Source organism: Lederbergia sp. NSJ-179 (genome assembly GCF_022867885.1).
GTDB lineage: Bacteria > Bacillota > Bacilli > Bacillales > Bacillaceae_C > Lederbergia.
In genome coordinates this window covers 18,230-35,968 of the sequence record NZ_JALIFP010000019.1, presented here as the reverse complement: position 1 = coordinate 35,968, position 17,739 = coordinate 18,230, and the positions used below count along the sequence as shown (strand labels likewise).

Below are 17,739 nucleotides of genomic sequence, written 5' to 3'. Positions count from 1 at the left end.
CAACACTTCCTTTATTCGATCAACTCCATCGCTTCTGGTCGAAACCTCTTATATTCATCCAGAGATAGAATCGTTTCTCCTTTAACATGAAGTGATTCCATGACAGCTCGAAAGGTATCTAAAGAAGTAAATAACGGAATTTGATAACGTAGTGACAATTCCCTCATATAACTCCCCATTTTCTTTTGGTCCCTTCCCTTTGTAGGAATAATGACCGCTCCAGCAAGTCCTTGATCCTTAAATAACTGGTCTAAACTTGCTTCATCCTTGTCAACGCAAACGGCATCGACACCATGCTCCTGTAAAAACTGAGCCGTACCAGCCGTAGCCAGCAAATTCAAATTTGAAGCCGCCCATTCATCCTTTTGCATCGATAGCCATGTATTTTTTTCTCGATTCGAGACGGAGCAAAAAATCGTCCATGGTTGACCGCTATTTCCCGTATCGATTTGTTGAAATATGAGGGCTTTCTTTAATGCTTGCTTCCACGTTAAGCCCAGTCCCAGTATCTCACCTGTTGATTTCATTTCTGGACCAAGCACGGGGTCGACATGATCTAATTTATTAAAAGAAAAGATCGATGACTTTACAGCGGTAAAAGCCGGTTCTTCTGCTAATCCCGTTTTCTTTAGAGCTCCTCCTAACTGAACAGCTACAGCAAGATCGATAATCGGTATTCCCGTCACTTTACTAAGAATAGGCACTGTCCTTGATGCTCTCGGATTCACTTCCAAACAATAGATTTGCTCTTCATGGATAACAAATTGAATATTCAGTACACCAATCATCCCTACTTCTCTACATATTTTCTCTGTATACGCGACGATTTGTTCCTTTTTCTGGGAACTTAGCGTTTGGGGCGGGTAAAAACTTAGACTATCCCCAGAATGCACACCCGCTCGTTCAATATGCTCAAAAATCCCTGGGATAAAAACGCGCTCCCCATCACTGATTCCATCCAATTCGCATTCCAATCCTGGGATATATTGATCGATTAATAAGGGCCAGGTTCGGTCATAGGTAGAAAGATTTTGACGAATATATTGATCGATTTGATCCCCATTGTATATGACAGACATGGATTCGCCACCAATCACATACGATGGCCGAACAAGGACTGGGTAGCCCAAATGATTCGCAATCGTTTTTAAAGCTTCCGGTGAATGCGCTACCTCTCCTTTTATATGTGGGATCTTTAATCGGTCTAAAAGCTGGTAAAATTGTTGTCGATCTTCCAGCAAATCGATGGTTTCCAGCGTTGTCCCAAATAATTTGATCCCTTCCTTCTGTAATTCTACGGCTAAATGAATCGCAGTCTGACCGCCAAATTGAATAAACACGCCTTCTGGCTTTTCTTTTTGAATAATGGGTAAAATATCTTCTATAGTTAACGGCTCAAAGTATAATTTATCCGCAATCGAATAATCGGTGCTTACCGTTTCAGGGTTATTATTCACCACAATCGTTTCATACCCTTGTTTTTTTAAGGCCAAAACGGCATGTACGCAACAATAGTCAAATTCTATCCCTTGACCAATCCGAATCGGACCAGATCCAAGTACCAATGCTTTTTTGCGATCAGAACTCTCTACTTCATCCGTTCCTTGCCATGTTGAATAATAGTACGGTGTTTCTGCTTCAAATTCACCGGCACATGTATCCACTTGTTTAAAAGCTGGAGATAAGCCCAGCGCTTTTCTCTGCTCTCGGACTTGTTTCTCACTACATCCGATTAACTCGCCGATATATCGATCACTCCATTGCCATTTTTTCGCCTGTTTGAACAGATCATAGGGAAGTTCAGAGATGGAATAGGATTGGATGATCTCCTCGAAGTCAATCATTCCATTGATTTTTGCTAGGAACCATCGATCGATTTGGGTCCAATGATGAATACATTCAAGCGATATTCCTCTCCGAAAAGCTTCGGCAATCGCAAATAATCGTAAATCTGTCGCTTCTTTCATATGCTGCTCTAATTCAAGAGTGGATTGGGTTTCGATGAGCGGATGGGAAAGTCCATAAACTTTATATTCTAATGAACGCAATCCCTTATTTAACGCTCCTTCAAATGACCGTTCAATCGCCATCGTTTCTCCGGTTGCCTTCATTTGTGTCCCTAATTGACGATTGGCATCAGGAAACTTGTCAAAAGGAAAACGGGGAAGCTTGACAACGATATAATCAAGGGCAGGTTCAAAGGAAGCAAAGGTATTTCCTGTAATCGGATTGATGATTTCATCCAAATGATAGCCGAGCGCACATAAGGTCGCGATCCTTGCGATTGGGTATCCTGTCGCTTTAGAAGCTAATGCAGAGGAACGACTTACCCTTGGATTTACTTCTATAATATAGTATTGATTGGAGTTTGGATCGAGAGCAAACTGAATATTGCATCCTCCGATGACACCTAAGGCCCGAATGACCTTTAATGAGGCATTTCGCAGGATTTGGTATTGGACATCAGAAAGTGTTTGGGAAGGAGCGACAACGATCGAATCCCCTGTATGCACCCCTACTGGATCAAGATTTTCCATATTGCATACTATGATGCAGGTGTCATTGGCATCTCTGATCACCTCATATTCTATTTCCTTCCACCCTTTTATACTGCGCTCGACAAGGACTTGATGAATCGGACTTAATGAAAGACCGTTTGCCAATATTTTTTTCATTTCCTCTTTATTTTCTGCAAATCCTCCCCCTGCCCCTCCCAACGTATACGCAGGACGAATAATAAGGGGATATTCCACTTCTCTGGCAAACGATAAACCCTCGTCTATACTACCGACGATTTTTGACTCAGGAATCGGCTCCTGAATCTCCATCATTAAACTTCTAAATTGATCCCGATCTTCCCCTTTTTGGATCGCCTCCACAGACGTTCCCAATATTTGAACATGATACTTGTCTAGAATTTTATGTTGATGAAGCTGGACAGTTACATTTAATCCCGTCTGTCCTCCTAATGTACCGATGATTCCATCAGGGCGCTCTATTTCTAGTATTTTTTCAATTGTCTCGATCGTAATCGGTTCGATATAAATCCGGTTGGCCATCTGTTCATCTGTCATGATGGTCGCAGGGTTGTTATTGAGCAAAACCACTTCAATCCCTTTTTCTCTCAAAGCCATACACGCCTGGGTACCCGCATAGTCAAATTCAGCCGCTTGCCCAATGACGATCGGGCCCGATCCAATCACTAATACTTTTTTTATATCTTTATTGAATGGCATAGGACACACCTCCCCAGTGGGATGATTTCATTTGTTGTAAAAACTGCATGAAGATGAATTCTGTATCCTGAGGTCCTGGATGGGCTTCAGGATGAAATTGAATCGTCATGATTGGTTTTTCTTTATGGACCAATCCTTCAATGCTTCCATCATTTATATGCTGATAAGAAATCGTGAATAGCGTTTGATCAATGGTTTGATCGATGACGACATAGCCATGATTTTGTGAAGTCATATAGACCTTACCTGTTTTCATATCTTTCACTGGATGGTTTCCCCCACGATGGCCGAAAGGAAGTTTCGTTGTCTTCGCTCCATAAGCCATGGCGATTAATTGATGGCCGAGACAAATTCCCATTGTCGGGTATAGATTTGTTAATTTTCTGATCTTAGGTAGGTGCTGGATGGCATCTGCAGGATTCCCCGGACCATTGCTGATGACAATTCCATCAGGTTGCATCGCCATTATTCGCTCCAATGGTTCATGATAAGGGACGACCGTTACTTTACACTTACATTTCAGCAAATAATCCACGATCGATTTTTTATACCCATAATCAAGTAATACAACATGAGGTCCCGGATTAGCAAACTGCTCTATTTTCGTTGTCGTGACTTGATGAAAAAGGTTGCTTTCTGCTTGGAAGGAAAAATCTTCTGAAAGTCGATCCGAAATCACACCTTGAACGGTTCCCCTATGACGAATTGTTTTGACTAATGCCCTTGTATCTACCCCTGTTAGAGCAGGAATGCCAAACTGATCAAGCAGATCGATTAAGGCTCCTGTCTGAGCAAAGTGACTGGACTCTGTACATATTTCTCCAGCCACCATTCCTTTTACATAAGGTCTTTGGCTCTCATTAAACCCATCCATTATTCCATAATTTCCGATTAGAGGATATGAAAATACAATAATTTGCCCCATATAAGAAGGATCTGTCAAAATTTCTTGATACCCTGTCATACTCGTATGAAAGACCACTTCTCCGGAACTACCAGTTAAGTCGCCCAATAACTCTCCTTTGAATTGTTCTCCCGTTTCCAATTTTAAAAAACCTGTTTTCAATTTATTTCCCTCCGGTCCATCCTGCTGGCTGTTTGATGTTCTCCCACAAAAACACTTGATGTAGGGAAGATTTCAATATGCATAGATGTAACCCATCAATACAAGATTGATGAGTTTCATGGTCGAATCTATATTATAGAGCGCTTCTCACTCTCTATTATTCTCTAGTAGTAAGGTGAGAAGGGTTGACCTGTAAATCCAAGACAGGGTTGTGTACATCTTTCTTCTCAAAGGCCTCTGGATAGCCATAGCTACCGTGTTCACTGAGATCAAGACCAATCAATTCCTGTTCTTCAGTCACACGAAGGCCGTGTAGCACTTTTTTCATGACAACCAGGAGGATCCATGATACGGCAAAAGCATAGACTCCAGAAACAACGACACCTAATAATTGAACACCAAGCTGTGTAAAGCCACCGCCATACAATAGACCGGCTCTACCAACGCTCGCTAATTCTGGTGTGGCAAAAAAACCCGTTGATAGCGTGCCCCATACGCCTGCAATTCCATGGACAGATAATGCATAGATCGGATCATCGATTCTGACCTTCTCAAAAAATCTTGCGCTGTAAAAGACGATGATGCCGGCAACAAGCCCAATGACAATCGCTGCCCATGTTTCCACAAAGGCACAGGATGCGGTAATCGCAACAAGTCCGGCCAGCGTCCCATTTAACATCGTCGTCACATCTGACTTGCCGAGCACAACCCAGGAAATTAACATACCACTAACGGCTCCGGCAGCTGCTGCTAAACTCGTATTCAATGCTACGAATCCGAAAAATCCATCTTCGACGCCTAAGGTACTTCCAGCATTAAATCCAAACCAACCAATCCATAGAATTAAAACGCCTAATGCTGTATACACTTGATTATGACCCTGAAGTGTATTGGCCGTCCCATTTTCATTATATTTTCCAATGCGGGGTTTTAATAGAATCGTTGCGGCTAATGCAGCCATTGCACCTGTTAAGTGAACAACGGTTGATCCGGCAAAATCTTGCTTTCCATGTGCCGCCAGCCAGCCTCCTCCCCAAATCCAATGCGCGATCACTGGGTATACAAATGCCGAGAATAAAATGGCAAACACGAGATAGACCGATAATTTTGCTCGTTCGGCAAACCCACCAAAGGCGATGGCTAACGAAATACCTGCAAAGGCCATTTGAAAGATAAAGAATGATGAGGTTGAATACGTATTTCCTTCGGTTTCATAACCAGAATAAAAGAAATCTGTCAGCCCTACAAAGAAATTCCCGTTAGCACCGAAGATAAATCCATATCCTATTGCCCAGAAAACAAGAGAAGCAACGCCGAAAGAGAAAATGGTTTTTCCTGCAATATGACCTGCGTTTTTCATTCTTGTTGATCCGGCTTCCAGTAGAATAAATCCACCCTGCATGAAAATAACTAAAATGGCGCCTAACATCACCCAGACACTATTCAAGAAAAATAAGTTATCCATCCAATTCCTCCCTGTTGATCTCTTTCATATATGTGCACGACTTCATGAACACGCACTTATAACAGTCTATTATTCACGGTCCAACCAACTAAGCTGTATGCAGATGAACCGACTCTCAATAATATTAATACTGTGTCATGTATTGCTCGCGTTCCCATGGGTGAACTTGCGTGCGAAACATATCCCACTCAATTTGTTTAGACTCGACAAAGTTTTCCAGTAGGTGGTCGCCTAAGGCGTGGGTAATGGCGTCATCGGCTTGTAATTCCACGATCGCTTGAGCGAGAGTGGCCGGTAAATCTGAAATACCATTGGCTTCTCGTTCTTCTTTTGACATAGCATATATATTTTGATTAATCGGTTGTGGAGCCGGCAATTGAGATCGAATACCATCTAACCCTGCAGCCAATAATACGGCCATCGCTAAATAGGGATTGGCTGATGGATCGACACTGCGCACTTCCACACGTGTACTCATGCCTCTGGAAGCAGGAATACGGATAAGCGGACTCCTGTTTTTGGCAGACCATGCTACATAACATGGTGCTTCATACCCCGGAACCAATCTTTTATAGGAGTTCACGGTTGGATTCGTAATCGCTGTAAAGGCTGCAGCATGCTTTAAAATCCCTGCCAAGAAGCTTCTAGCCGTATCACTGAGTTGCAACGAGCCATCGGGATCATAAAAAACATTTTCCCCATTTCTAAAAAGACTTAGGTTACAATGCATCCCTGACCCATTGATCCCAAATAATGGCTTGGGCATGAACGTGGCATGCAGACCATGTTTGCGTGCGATCGTTTTTACCACAAGTTTAAAGGTTTGAATATCATCACAAGCCCTGATCGCATTTTGATATTTGAAATCAATTTCATGCTGCCCAGGAGCTACTTCATGATGGGATGCCTCGATTTCAAATCCCATTTCTTCCAATTCCAGTACAATATCACGTCTACAATTCTCCCCTAAATCTGTTGGAGCTAAATCAAAATACCCCCCTTGATCATTTAGGTTCATCGTTGGTTGTCCATGTTCATCTAACTTGAATAAGAAAAATTCTGGTTCAGGCCCTAAATTGAAATCTGTAAATCCGAGTTCTTCCATTTCTCCGAGAATTCTTTTAAGATTATTACGGGGATCCCCTTCAAAAGGCGTGCCATCCGGATGATAAATATCACAAATCAACCGCGCTACTTTTCCTTTTTCAGCCGTCCATGGGAAGATGACAAATGTGTCTAAATCCGGATATAAATACATATCTGATTCTTCAATTCGGACAAATCCCTCGATGGATGAACCATCAAACATCATTTTATTATCTAAGGCCTTCGTTAACTGGTCGACAGGAATTTCCACATTTTTAACGGTACCTAATATATCCGTAAATTGCAGGCGAATAAATTTTACATTCTGTTCTTCCACCATCGTCATAATCGTTTCTCTATTCATCGTATTCCTCCCACATAGTTGATTATTTCTAGCATGCATAGGATTCGTCTGTTTGATCCACTTCCCATTCTCCATGACAGATATAGGCCGCCGCTCCTTTTTTCCACACATGACCAAATTCATCCCAGTGAATGTTTAAATCTCCTCCAGGAAGATGGACGGTAATGGGAACATTTCGATCCAATAATTGATTAAGGGTCGAGGCGACAACCGCTGCACATGCCCCCGTACCACAAGCCATTGTAATCCCGGATCCTCTTTCCCAAACCCGGTAGATTAGTTCCTGTCGATTGATGATTTCGACAACCCCGACATTTACCCGTTCTGGGAAAAGTTGTGAGGTCTCGATCATAGGTCCTACTGTTTCTAATGGAAATTCTGAAATAGGGTCAGCGTATAGGATGGCGTGAGGATTCCCCATCGACACACAGGTAAGATGAAAGACATCCCCTAGAAAGGAATAAGGCTCATTTACTGCTGCTTGAAACGGGTCTCCCTGCATCGGAATCATCCCCTTCAGTAACCTTGGTTCCCCCATATCCACTGTGACAGATTGGACTCTTCTCTGCTGATTGGTTTCCACTTCAACCCCAACCACGCCACTTTTTGTTTCAATTGTGAAGTTCGGAGTTGCCGCAAACATATGATCATAGAGATATTTCGCTACGCAGCGCAAACCATTGCCACAATTCAAACCCTCTGATCCATCCTCATTAAAAATTCTCATTTGAAAGTCGGCTGTTCTAGAAGATTGGATTAAGATGATTCCATCTGATCCAATTCCAAAATTTCGATCGGATACTATTCTAGATAGTCTGGCATAATCCTTCACCTCACTCGGTTGATCCAATTCATTAAAAATCACATAGGAATTTCCTAATCCATGCATTTTGGTAAATAACATTTCATCCCTCCTTAGAAAATAAAGTCTACGGTGGAAAGTCTCCTTTTCATCTCTCCCATTACGCGCTTCTCTTCCCCAACCCCCTCTGCTTGAAACGTAACCGAAAAGCGAATATAATGACCGGATTCATCCCATGGAACCGCAGAGATTACATGATTTTTCAACAGATATTGGCTAAAGTCTTCTGCTGTCTGAAAGGTCTCACCGTTCTCTACCCTTTTTGGTATTTTTACGTAGAGGAAAAAAGAGCCTTTCGGTTTGGACACTTCAAATCCACATTCACGTAACGCATCAACCAATAATTGAAAGCGTCTTGCATATTTATCCGCTGTTCGCTTCGTTATTTCGGGATGCCGTAACGCATACGCAGCCGCTTTTTGAATCGCGATGAACTGCCCTGAGTCTTGGTTATCCTTGACAGTCGCAAAAGCTTTCACCAACTTGGTGTTTCCGGCAACAAATCCCATTCGCCAGCCGGTCATATTGAATGATTTCGATAAGGAATGAAGTTCGATTCCCACCTCTTTTGCACCTGGTATCGAAAGGAAGCTCAGTGGAGTTTCTCCGTCATATACAAGCGCGGCATAGGCAGCGTCGTGAATGACGATCAACTCGTGTTCTTTTGCAAAAGCGACGACTTCCTCAAAAAAGGCTGTTGTCGCAACGGCTCCTGTTGGATTATTAGGATAATTCAAATAAATCAGCTTTGCCTTTTTTAGACTTTCTACATCCAGCTTATTGAATTGAGGAAGAAAGCCATTTTCTTCCACCAAGGGGAGATCGATTACTTCACCTCCATAATATTGGGTAAATGTCCCCAAGACAGGATAACAAGGGGATGGCATCAAGGTGATGTCACCAGGATTGATGAAAGCCGCAGGAAGCATGGCCAACGCTGTTTTTAAGCCGATGGTGTGAATGATTTCCGTTTCGGGGTCAAGCCCTGCTACCCCAAAAACTTGCTCCATATATTCCGCCGCTGCTTCCTTGAACATGGGCACTCCATTATCGGCGTAGAAGCGATTTTCCGGCCTGCCCGCTGCTTCCGCTAGTACTTGGACAACCATTTCATCTGCCATTTCATCTGGTTCACCGACTCCCAGATCAATGAGTTCCTTAGATGGATAAGTCATCATCGCTTCTTGCTTCGCTCGTTTAATTTTTTCAAATTTGTATATTTCCTCTTCCATTCCAAATTTCGCTCCACCAATCCGGTTCGCGAATTGGCGCTGTATATACTCTACTGTCATGCTGTTTCCCTCTCATTCATGAAGACGTCAAGTCCATAAGATAGTGATGACATTGTTGTGCTGCTTCCGTGCCTTCTTGAATCGCCCACACGATTAAGCTTTGACCGCGTCTTGCATCTCCAGCAGCAAACACTCCTGGCTGGCTCGTTTGATAAGAGTCTTTCGAAACGGCAATCGTTGCACGCTCATTGACATCAATACTCATTTGTTCCAAAAGCTGGGTTTCCGGACCCTCAAACCCAATGGCAATGAAAACCAGTTGGGCTCGCCATTCCCGTTCAGTCTGTTTGATCTCTGTTCTTATTTTTTGACCGTGCTCATTTTTCTCCGTATGGACTTCCACACTTTTGACCCCTTTTAACACTCCCTGTTCGTCCCCCATAAATTGTAGGGCCGAGGTCGAATAGCTTCGAGGATCTTTTCCAAATTTCAAAGCTGCTTCTTCCTGCCCAGAATCCGTTTTGTGAATAATCGGATATTGGGGCCACGGATTTTCAGGGGTGCGGACTTCGGAACGCTTGGGATAAATATCGAATTGAACTAAACTTTTGCATTTTTGGCGCAGGGCTGTTGATACACAATCCGTTGCTGTGTCTCCTCCACCAATCACAATCACATCTTTTTCCTGTGCGGAGATGAAGTTCCCATCTTCGAAATTGGAATCGAGTAAACTCTTTGTATTTAGATGGAGATAATCCATCGCATAATGAACGCCTTTTAGTTCTCTTCCCGGAATGTCCATATTACGTGGCCGTGTTGATCCTACACAAAGAATAACGGCATCATAATCCAAACGTAATGCTTCCGCTGATAATTGTGTGCCTACCTCGACATTTGTAATAAAACGAACACCCTCTTCCTCCATCAATCGTACGCGTCGATCGACCACAGATTGTTCGATCTTCATTTTGGGAATTCCATAGGTCAATAATCCGCCGATTCGATCATCTCTTTCATATACCGTAACCAAATGCCCTTTTCGATTTAATTCCGTTGCACAAGTAAGTCCTGCTGGTCCTGAACCAATAATCGCCACTTTTTTCCCTGTACGAAACGTTGGTGGCTGCGGTCTTACCCACCCTTCTTCAAAGGCTTTGTCAATGATCGCCCTCTCTATATTTTTTATCGTAACGGAATCGTCAACTAGGGATGCTACACACCCTCCCTCACATGGCGCCGGGCAAGCACGACCCGTAAATTCGGGAAATGGATTGGTTACTGTTAAGCGTTCATAGGCCTCTTTCCACCTTCCCTGATACACAAGATCGTTCCACTCTGGTATAAGGTTGTAAATCGGACATCCCGTTGTCATCCCCGCCAGTAAACGACCATCTTGGCAAAAAGGGACCGCACAATCCATACAACGAGAAGCCTGTTCCTGTAAATTTTTTTCAGGAGGAAGACTCGCTATTTCCCTCCAATCATTCAATCGTTCTAGTGGATCCCGATAGTGTAAATGACCTCGTTGATGTTCAAGAAAACCTGTTGTTTTTCCCATATCTCTTCCTCCAATCTTCCTCTATGTGTACTGCTCATCAAAGGTTGGTGAAGAAGTTGTAAGAAGCTGTCGATATTCTTTAGAAATGACCCTCACAAAATGAGTGCTCTCTTCCTCCCAACGTTCTAGGATTTTTTTAGCTGTACGACTTTTTGTATAATGAAAATGACGTTTCATCATTGTTTTGACTACATGAAGCTCTTCGAAATCCCCCACTGCCTCAACAATGACCATTTCTTGATTACACAATTGACTAAAACTTCCACTCGGTCGATAAATGTACGCTATTCCGCCAGACATACCGGCTGCAAAGTTTTTACCTACTTCACCAAGAACGACCACTCTTCCACCCGTCATATACTCGCATCCATGATCACCGATCCCTTCTACAACGACTTGTGCCCCACTATTTCTGACACAAAATCGTTCACCGGCCATTCCATAAATATAGGCCTCTCCAGATGTGGCGCCATAAAAAGCAGCATTCCCAATAATGATGTTATTCGCAGGAGCAAAATGGGCCTTATGGGACGGATGGATGATGATTGTACCTCCTGAAAGCCCCTTGCCAACATTATCATTGGCGTCTCCTTCTAGTTTCATCGTCATCCCTTTCGGAATAAAAGCGCCAAAGCTTTGACCTGCTGAGCCTTTAAAATGGAGATGAATCGCATTTCCGGGTAAACCATCCTGACCATATTGCCGAGATATTTCACTCCCTAGTAGAGTTCCTGTCGAACGATCTGTATTACGGATCGCGAGGATCGCATGCATCGATTTTTTATCGCTGATTGTTGTACGGCTCATCGGCAACAGTTCCCGATAATCCAAGCTGTTTTCCAGTTGATGATTTTGTTTGACTGTGAACCGTGGGATTCCTTCCACTTTGTGAAGAAGAGGCATTAGATCTAAAGTCTTTGCCTTCCAATGATTGGTTTCGGATATGGTCAACATGTCGCTTTGACCAATCATCTCATCCATTGTCCGAAATCCCAATTCGGCCATATACTCTCGAACCTCTTGGGCAATAAAATGCATTAAATGAACAATATGATCTGCAGTCCCGGTCATTTTTTTCCGTAATTCAGGGTTTTGAGTCGCAATCCCTACGGGACAAGTATCTAAATGACAAACTCTCATCATCACACAGCCCAGTGAGACGAGTGGCAGTGTAGAGAAGCCAAATTCTTCTGCCCCAAGTAAAGCGGCAATGACCACATCCCGGCCATTCATCATTTTCCCATCCGTTTCCACAATGACCCGATCTCGCAACCCATTCATCATTAATGTTTGATGTGTCTCAGACAATCCAAGTTCCCATGGCATCCCTGTATGCTTAATACTCGATTTGGAAGCAGCCCCCGTTCCGCCATCATACCCACTGATTAAGATTACATCGGCCTTTGCTTTTGCCACCCCAGCAGCAATCGTTCCAACTCCTGCTTCAGATACCAACTTAACGTTGATACGGGCATTCGGATTCGCATTTTTCAAATCATAAATCAGTTGGGCTAGATCTTCTATCGAATAAATATCATGATGTGGCGGAGGTGAAATCAATTCAATCCCAGGTGTGGACCCTCTTGTCTTGGCGACCTGAATGGTGACTTTATGACCAGCCAATTGTCCTCCCTCACCCGGTTTTGCTCCTTGGGCCATTTTGATTTGGATCTCATCACAATTAATAAGATAATGACTGGTTACACCGAATCTTCCTGAAGCCACTTGCTTTATTTTACTCCGTTTCGAATCCCCATTTGGGAGCGGTTGGAATCGCTCAGGATCTTCTCCACCTTCACCACTATTACTCTTCCCACCGATTCGATTCATGGCAACAGCAAGGGCTTCATGGGCTTCCTTACTGATTGAACCATAGGACATGGCTCCTGTTTTAAATCGTTTAAAAATCGATTCTACCGGTTCCACTTCCTCTAATGGTACCGATTTTCGCTTATGAGTAAATTCCAACTGTCCCCGCAGCGTCACTTGCTGATCCCCAGCTTCTTGAAGCAGACGACTGTATTTTTTATACACTTCATATTTACCAGTTCGACAGGCATATTGGAGTGTGTGAATCGTTTCCGGGCGAAAGAGATGCGTCTCCCCATTATGTCGCCATTGAAAATCGGAACCACTTTCTAAAGATGGGCTGTTTTCTGAAAAGGCCTTTACATGCCTCATTCGCACCTCTTTTGCTATATCATCCAATCTCAAACCACCGATTTGCGATGTAGTTCGAGGGAAATAATGGTCTATGACCTCTTGACTAATCCCAATCGCTTCAAAGATTTGAGCCCCTTGGTAGCTTTGGATCGTCGCAATCCCCATTTTAGACATAATCTTGACAATACCTTTTGTTACAGCCTTCACATAGTTAGCTGACATTTCCGGCACTGTATCGGATTGCTGCTTTTCTAACATGGAATCCACTGTTTGATAAATAAGATAAGGGTAGATGGCATCCGCTCCATATCCTAATAAACAAGCAAAATGATGCACTTCTCTAGGCTCAGCCGATTCTACGATGATACTAACCTTACTGCGCTGTCCCGTCTGAATGAGATGATGATGGACCGCTGAAACAGCCAATAATGATGGAATAGGAGCAAAATCCCGCCCCGTTTCTCTATCACTCAAGATAAATAGATTACTACCTCTCTCCACCTCATCATCCACTGACTGCAATAAAATCCTGAGTCCTTGTTCCAAAGCTCCCTCTTGTTGTTGAAGAGGAAAAATAGTTGGAATCATGGCCGTTCGCCAATCAGACGTTTGCAGGCGGCGGAGTTTGGCTATTTCTGAATCCAATAAAATCGGGGTATTTAGTCGGATATTTTTATCATTTTTGGAGCTAGGTTCCAGCAAATTCCCTTTTGGTCCTAATAATACTTCTACAGAAGTCACTAATTCCTCGCGAATCGCATCAATTGGTGGATTGGTGACTTGGGCAAATTTTTGCTTGAAATAATGAAATAAAAGCTGTGGTCGATTAGATAAGATCGCCAATGGTGCATCATAGCCCATTGAACCAATCGGTTCACTCCCATTCAAGGCCATCGGTTTGATCACTTTTTCCCATTCTTCGATCGTATAGCCGAAAGAATGTTGGATCTGGTCCACCCGTTCCCTTTCCGCATCTGTTTGTTCAGATGCTTGGTCGCTGAAAATATCTGTTTCGCTTGGGAAATTTTCGAGAGGAATGATTTGTGATTGGACCCAGTCTTGATAAGGATGACTCGAAATAATCGTTTGTTTGATTTCATCATCAAAGCGAAGTTTCTTTTCCTGAAGATCAATCACCAGCATCTGACCTGGTTTCAATCGACCTTTACGAATGATTTTTTCTTCGGGAATATCGACGACACCTACCTCAGATGCGACATAGATGAAATCATCTTCCGTTACCACATATCGAGCAGGCCTTAAGCCATTTCGATCAAGGCAAGCCCCCAATTGAATACCATCCGTGAAGCCCAATGCAGCCGGTCCATCCCATGGTTCCATAAGCGCACTATGAAATTGATAGAAGGCTCTTTTTTTCTCATCGATCATACGATTTTTTTGCCACGGTTCCGGAACCATCATCATCATCGCATGGGGAAGGGACCATCCAGACAAGACAAGGAATTCCAATACATTATCAAACATAGCGGAATCACTACCACTAAGATCGATAATCGGTCTTAATTCTTCCACATCCAGTGTTGTAGATTGAAAGGCTGTTTCCCTTGCAAACATCCCATTAATATTTCCATTAATCGTATTGATCTCCCCATTATGCATCGAATAACGATTCGGCTGTGCTCGATTCCAACTTGGAAATGTATTGGTACTAAACCGGTTATGAACCATAGCCATGGCCGATTGATACAGTTCATCTTGTAAATCAAGATAATACTCTCTTAGTTGTTCAGGAAGAAGTAACCCTTTATAGATAATCGTTCTTGCCGAAAAACTCACGGCATGATACTGTCCTTCTGCACATATATTTGCTTCTGTCCATGCCTTTTCTATTTTTCTCCGAATTTGGTACAATATTCTTTCAAACTGAATATCATTCGGTTGTTCAAAAGGGGATTGGACAAAAACTTGTCGGATCATGGGTTGAGTTGTTCTTGCTTGAGCCTGTAAGAGGCGATCATCAGTCGGAACGGTTCTCCACCCATGAACGGATAATCCTTTGTCTGCAATGACGGATTCTATCATTTTTTCACAAAATTCCCTGGCATCCGGTTGTGGCGGCAAAAAGAACATCCCCACTCCGTATCTCCCTGGTTCAAGTGGCTCTATATTTTTTTTAATCCATTCTTGATAAAATAATGGATGAGGGATCTGAGTCAAAATCCCTGCCCCATCGCCTAATTGTTGATTTGCTCCTCGTCCTCCGCGATGATCTAATCTTTCGAGCGCGGTTAATGCCTGATTGATAATCGTGTGGGACTTTTTTCCATCTATATTTGCCAGCAGGGCTATGCCGCATGCATCATGTTCAAATTGAGGATTATATAGGCCACGTTGATGAACCGACCTCTTCGTTTGCATCTTCCATCCTCTCCTCTGTCCGTTTCGTATATGTATCGTATCATGCAAAATTTTGAAATGATTTAGAGTTATTGGAGAAAGATTTGCACTTTTTTACCTATTTAGAGGAAATTCAACATGTTAAAAAAAGCCAGGCATTTTTTTACCTGGCTTTTTTTAACGAATATCGGTTGGATTTTTCCCCGTATATTTTTTAAATTGTCGACTAAAAAAATGAAGATCGTTGTATCCAAGCGTATAAGCGGCCTCTGTTACGGTCATTCCTTCATAATGTAATAAATGCTCCGCCCGCTTAATTCGAGCTTGAATAATATAGGACTTCACCGTTTGACCAATCAATTGCTTAAACTTTTGCGAAAAATACTTTTGTGAAAGATTCGCACGAGCGGCCAAACTTGCGACCGTATGAGGTTCACCGGGGTGTTGTTGAACATAATTAGCTATTTCATGAACCGTTTCGATCAATCGATTGCTTGTGTTCGTAATCTGGGCGACATGTTCTCTTTCTTCTCTCAGTAAGTGAATAATTAATTGTTTCAAAATGAGTTTTGCTTCAATCTCCGCTCCAAAAGATTTTACAAGAAATAAACGGACATATCGGGCCAACAATGATTCAAAGCTGATTGTGTCAGAAAGAATCCGATGAGGAGACGGAATCAGTTGAGGAGTCTCTAGGACGTCAAAATGTATATACGTCAATACGAGAGGGTTTTGAGGATTATGAGTCGCCGTTGTTTCATCACCAGGTCGAAAAAGAAAACAATGCCCCTTTTCAATTGGAAACGACTTTCCATTAAGGACAACCACCCCTTCACCGCTCCATACATAAAACAGATCATAATTGGGCATCGGTTTATCTCTTTTTCGCCATTTCCAATAGGGTTCACATTTAATCGTAGCAAAGGCGGGCTTTAGAATATATTGATCCGGATTGATATTTAGCATTGAACTCCCCCTCAGTTGAGAACGATTTTCCGATCCATTGCATTTTGCGATTGTAGAAAAGGATTGAATGCAAAGCCTGTCATGAACATCATTATAGCAAAAATAAGAATTCTATGCAGGATCTTGTTTTTAGGAAAGGAGGAGTCCGAGGCGCTCGAGCAAGATCTTTACGTTAGCCTGATTTTCTTTATCTAAGGTGAACTGGGTTTGGACATTTCACCAAGATCTCGCCCTCTGGTCAGATCACCAAATTTTTTTAGCCTTTTCAATCTCCTTTAAACTAATAAGATTTTTTTGCATCGGAGGGGGACATATTCGATTATGTTTTTTTATTTTTTTATTAATCACTTCTACTTCTTTTTCTGTTTCACACGAATGAACGAGTTGGGAGATTTCCTTTTGCAGCCTTAACCACTCAGGTAAATATCCAGCATCCTTTGCCACCTTTTGAAAATTTTGAAAGAGATCCATTTCCAAGTATTCCTTAGGGAGTGGTTGACCTTTCCCTTTTCCTTGATAATTATCCTTCTCACCAGTTCGTTCTAAAATATCACCGATTAGATCATTATATTTTCTTTCCATCACTTACCTCCCATTTTATTTGGTGCTCAACCTTTTGTTTCCTATCCATTTGGATATTCCATTCTATCCTTATATTCTATATTTTAGGCATATTTCCCTTCACATGACTAAAAAATAGGATTATAATGTTAGCGTTCTTTTACTGGTCGTTGATCCCACTACAATGCTCGTCTTTACTTAAATTCTTGAAGTAGCGGACTTACGGAATAAACCACTTCATAGGATGCAGAATAAATTTCAATTTTCCTACCATCCTCTATCAAAAATTTGTATAATCTCTTTGAGGGGGATTGTTATGCACGTAAAAAACATGAATGAATTTTGTGCACGAGAAATCATGCAGTGGAAGTATATGCCTCCATATGATTTTTATAATATGGATGGGGAGGATGAAGATTTACAGGAGCTCCTTCACTATTCTTGTGTTTTTCAAGATGATGAACTGATTGGTTTTTTTTGCACAGGGGAATTCGCCCAAATTCACATAGGTCATGAAGTTGGCGTTTACCCTGAGATGGAAGGGCTAATAGATATCGGCATCGGTTTAAAGCCGGAATGGACTGGAAAAGGTTTTGGACAGGAATTTTTTTCCTTTATCATTCAGCACCTGCAAAAGGACCAAAATCCCAAAGCTTTACGTTTAAGTGTCGCTCAATTTAACAAGCGCGCGGTCAAACTTTATAGCCGCTTAGGCTTTATGACGCAGACATCATTCGAGGTAAATAACGTTCCCTTTTTAGTCATGACAAAAATTTTGTCCCCCAAGTCCGGTAAGTAGTCTTATCATAAGACTGCTTTCTT

General features: G+C 42.4%; 11 protein-coding genes. 1 reads left to right on the top strand and 10 read right to left on the bottom strand.

The annotated features are described in order from the left end of the window. Positions 1 to 11: 11 nt before the first annotated feature. The 10 genes from carB to MUB24_RS14280 form a co-directional block, all read right to left on the bottom strand. Positions 12 to 3,236, bottom strand: coding sequence for a carbamoyl-phosphate synthase (glutamine-hydrolyzing) large subunit (gene carB / locus MUB24_RS14325; protein WP_244705236.1), 3,225 nt, complete (start codon positions 3,234 to 3,236; stop codon positions 12 to 14). Further along, the gene (locus MUB24_RS14320; protein WP_244705235.1) at positions 3,223 to 4,302 is read right to left on the bottom strand and encodes a carbamoyl phosphate synthase small subunit; all 1,080 of its coding nucleotides are present in this window, start codon (positions 4,300 to 4,302) and stop codon (positions 3,223 to 3,225) included. The genes carB and MUB24_RS14320 overlap by 14 nt, the downstream gene beginning before the upstream one ends. A 157-nt stretch (positions 4,303 to 4,459) precedes the next feature. Continuing rightward, the gene (locus tag MUB24_RS14315; RefSeq protein WP_244705233.1) at positions 4,460 to 5,767 is read right to left on the bottom strand and encodes an ammonium transporter; all 1,308 of its coding nucleotides are present in this window, start codon (positions 5,765 to 5,767) and stop codon (positions 4,460 to 4,462) included. Between the two features lie 124 nt (positions 5,768 to 5,891). Next, positions 5,892 to 7,217, bottom strand: coding sequence for a type I glutamate--ammonia ligase (gene glnA / locus MUB24_RS14310; protein WP_244705231.1), 1,326 nt, complete (start codon positions 7,215 to 7,217; stop codon positions 5,892 to 5,894). Positions 7,218 to 7,245: 28 nt separating this feature from the next. Next, positions 7,246 to 8,121: a diaminopimelate epimerase gene (gene dapF / locus MUB24_RS14305; protein WP_244705229.1), complete on the bottom strand. Its 876-nt coding sequence runs from the start codon at positions 8,119 to 8,121 to the stop codon at positions 7,246 to 7,248. 11 nt (positions 8,122 to 8,132) lie between these two features. Then, positions 8,133 to 9,371 carry an LL-diaminopimelate aminotransferase gene (locus MUB24_RS14300; protein WP_244705227.1) on the bottom strand — a complete coding sequence of 413 codons (1,239 nt, stop codon included), beginning with the start codon at positions 9,369 to 9,371 and terminating at the stop codon, positions 8,133 to 8,135. A gap of 16 nt (positions 9,372 to 9,387) precedes the next feature. Beyond that, positions 9,388 to 10,869: a glutamate synthase subunit beta gene (locus MUB24_RS14295; protein ID WP_244705225.1), complete on the bottom strand. Its 1,482-nt coding sequence runs from the start codon at positions 10,867 to 10,869 to the stop codon at positions 9,388 to 9,390. A 21-nt stretch (positions 10,870 to 10,890) separates the two neighbouring features. Beyond that, positions 10,891 to 15,411, bottom strand: a complete 4,521-nt coding sequence (gene gltB, locus MUB24_RS14290) for a glutamate synthase large subunit (protein WP_244705223.1) — start codon at positions 15,409 to 15,411, stop codon at positions 10,891 to 10,893. 156 nt (positions 15,412 to 15,567) lie between these two features. Beyond that, complete coding sequence (locus MUB24_RS14285; protein WP_244705221.1) at positions 15,568 to 16,356, bottom strand: helix-turn-helix domain-containing protein; 789 nt, start codon at positions 16,354 to 16,356, stop codon at positions 15,568 to 15,570. A gap of 243 nt (positions 16,357 to 16,599) precedes the next feature. Next, a complete protein-coding gene (locus tag MUB24_RS14280) occupies positions 16,600 to 16,938 on the bottom strand; it encodes a DnaJ family domain-containing protein (protein WP_244705218.1) in 339 nt (112 codons plus the stop codon). 295 nt (positions 16,939 to 17,233) lie between these two features. Between MUB24_RS14280 and MUB24_RS14275 the strand changes: the two genes are divergently transcribed. Further along, positions 17,234 to 17,716: a GNAT family N-acetyltransferase gene (locus MUB24_RS14275; protein WP_244705216.1), complete on the top strand. Its 483-nt coding sequence runs from the start codon at positions 17,234 to 17,236 to the stop codon at positions 17,714 to 17,716. The last annotated feature ends 23 nt before the right edge of the window (positions 17,717 to 17,739 follow it).

Coding starts and splice junctions, on each gene's coding strand:
- MUB24_RS14300 (WP_244705227.1), bottom strand. CDS start 9,371: ATGACAGTAGAGTATATACAGCGCCAATTCGCGAACCGGATTGGTGGA.
- MUB24_RS14280 (WP_244705218.1), bottom strand. CDS start 16,938: ATGGAAAGAAAATATAATGATCTAATCGGTGATATTTTAGAACGAACT.
- dapF (WP_244705229.1), bottom strand. CDS start 8,121: ATGTTATTTACCAAAATGCATGGATTAGGAAATTCCTATGTGATTTTT.
- MUB24_RS14315 (WP_244705233.1), bottom strand. CDS start 5,767: ATGGATAACTTATTTTTCTTGAATAGTGTCTGGGTGATGTTAGGCGCC.
- MUB24_RS14275 (WP_244705216.1), top strand. CDS start 17,234: ATGCACGTAAAAAACATGAATGAATTTTGTGCACGAGAAATCATGCAG.
- glnA (WP_244705231.1), bottom strand. CDS start 7,217: ATGAATAGAGAAACGATTATGACGATGGTGGAAGAACAGAATGTAAAA.
- carB (WP_244705236.1), bottom strand. CDS start 3,236: ATGCCATTCAATAAAGATATAAAAAAAGTATTAGTGATTGGATCGGGC.
- MUB24_RS14295 (WP_244705225.1), bottom strand. CDS start 10,869: ATGGGAAAAACAACAGGTTTTCTTGAACATCAACGAGGTCATTTACAC.
- gltB (WP_244705223.1), bottom strand. CDS start 15,411: ATGCAAACGAAGAGGTCGGTTCATCAACGTGGCCTATATAATCCTCAA.
- MUB24_RS14285 (WP_244705221.1), bottom strand. CDS start 16,356: ATGCTAAATATCAATCCGGATCAATATATTCTAAAGCCCGCCTTTGCT.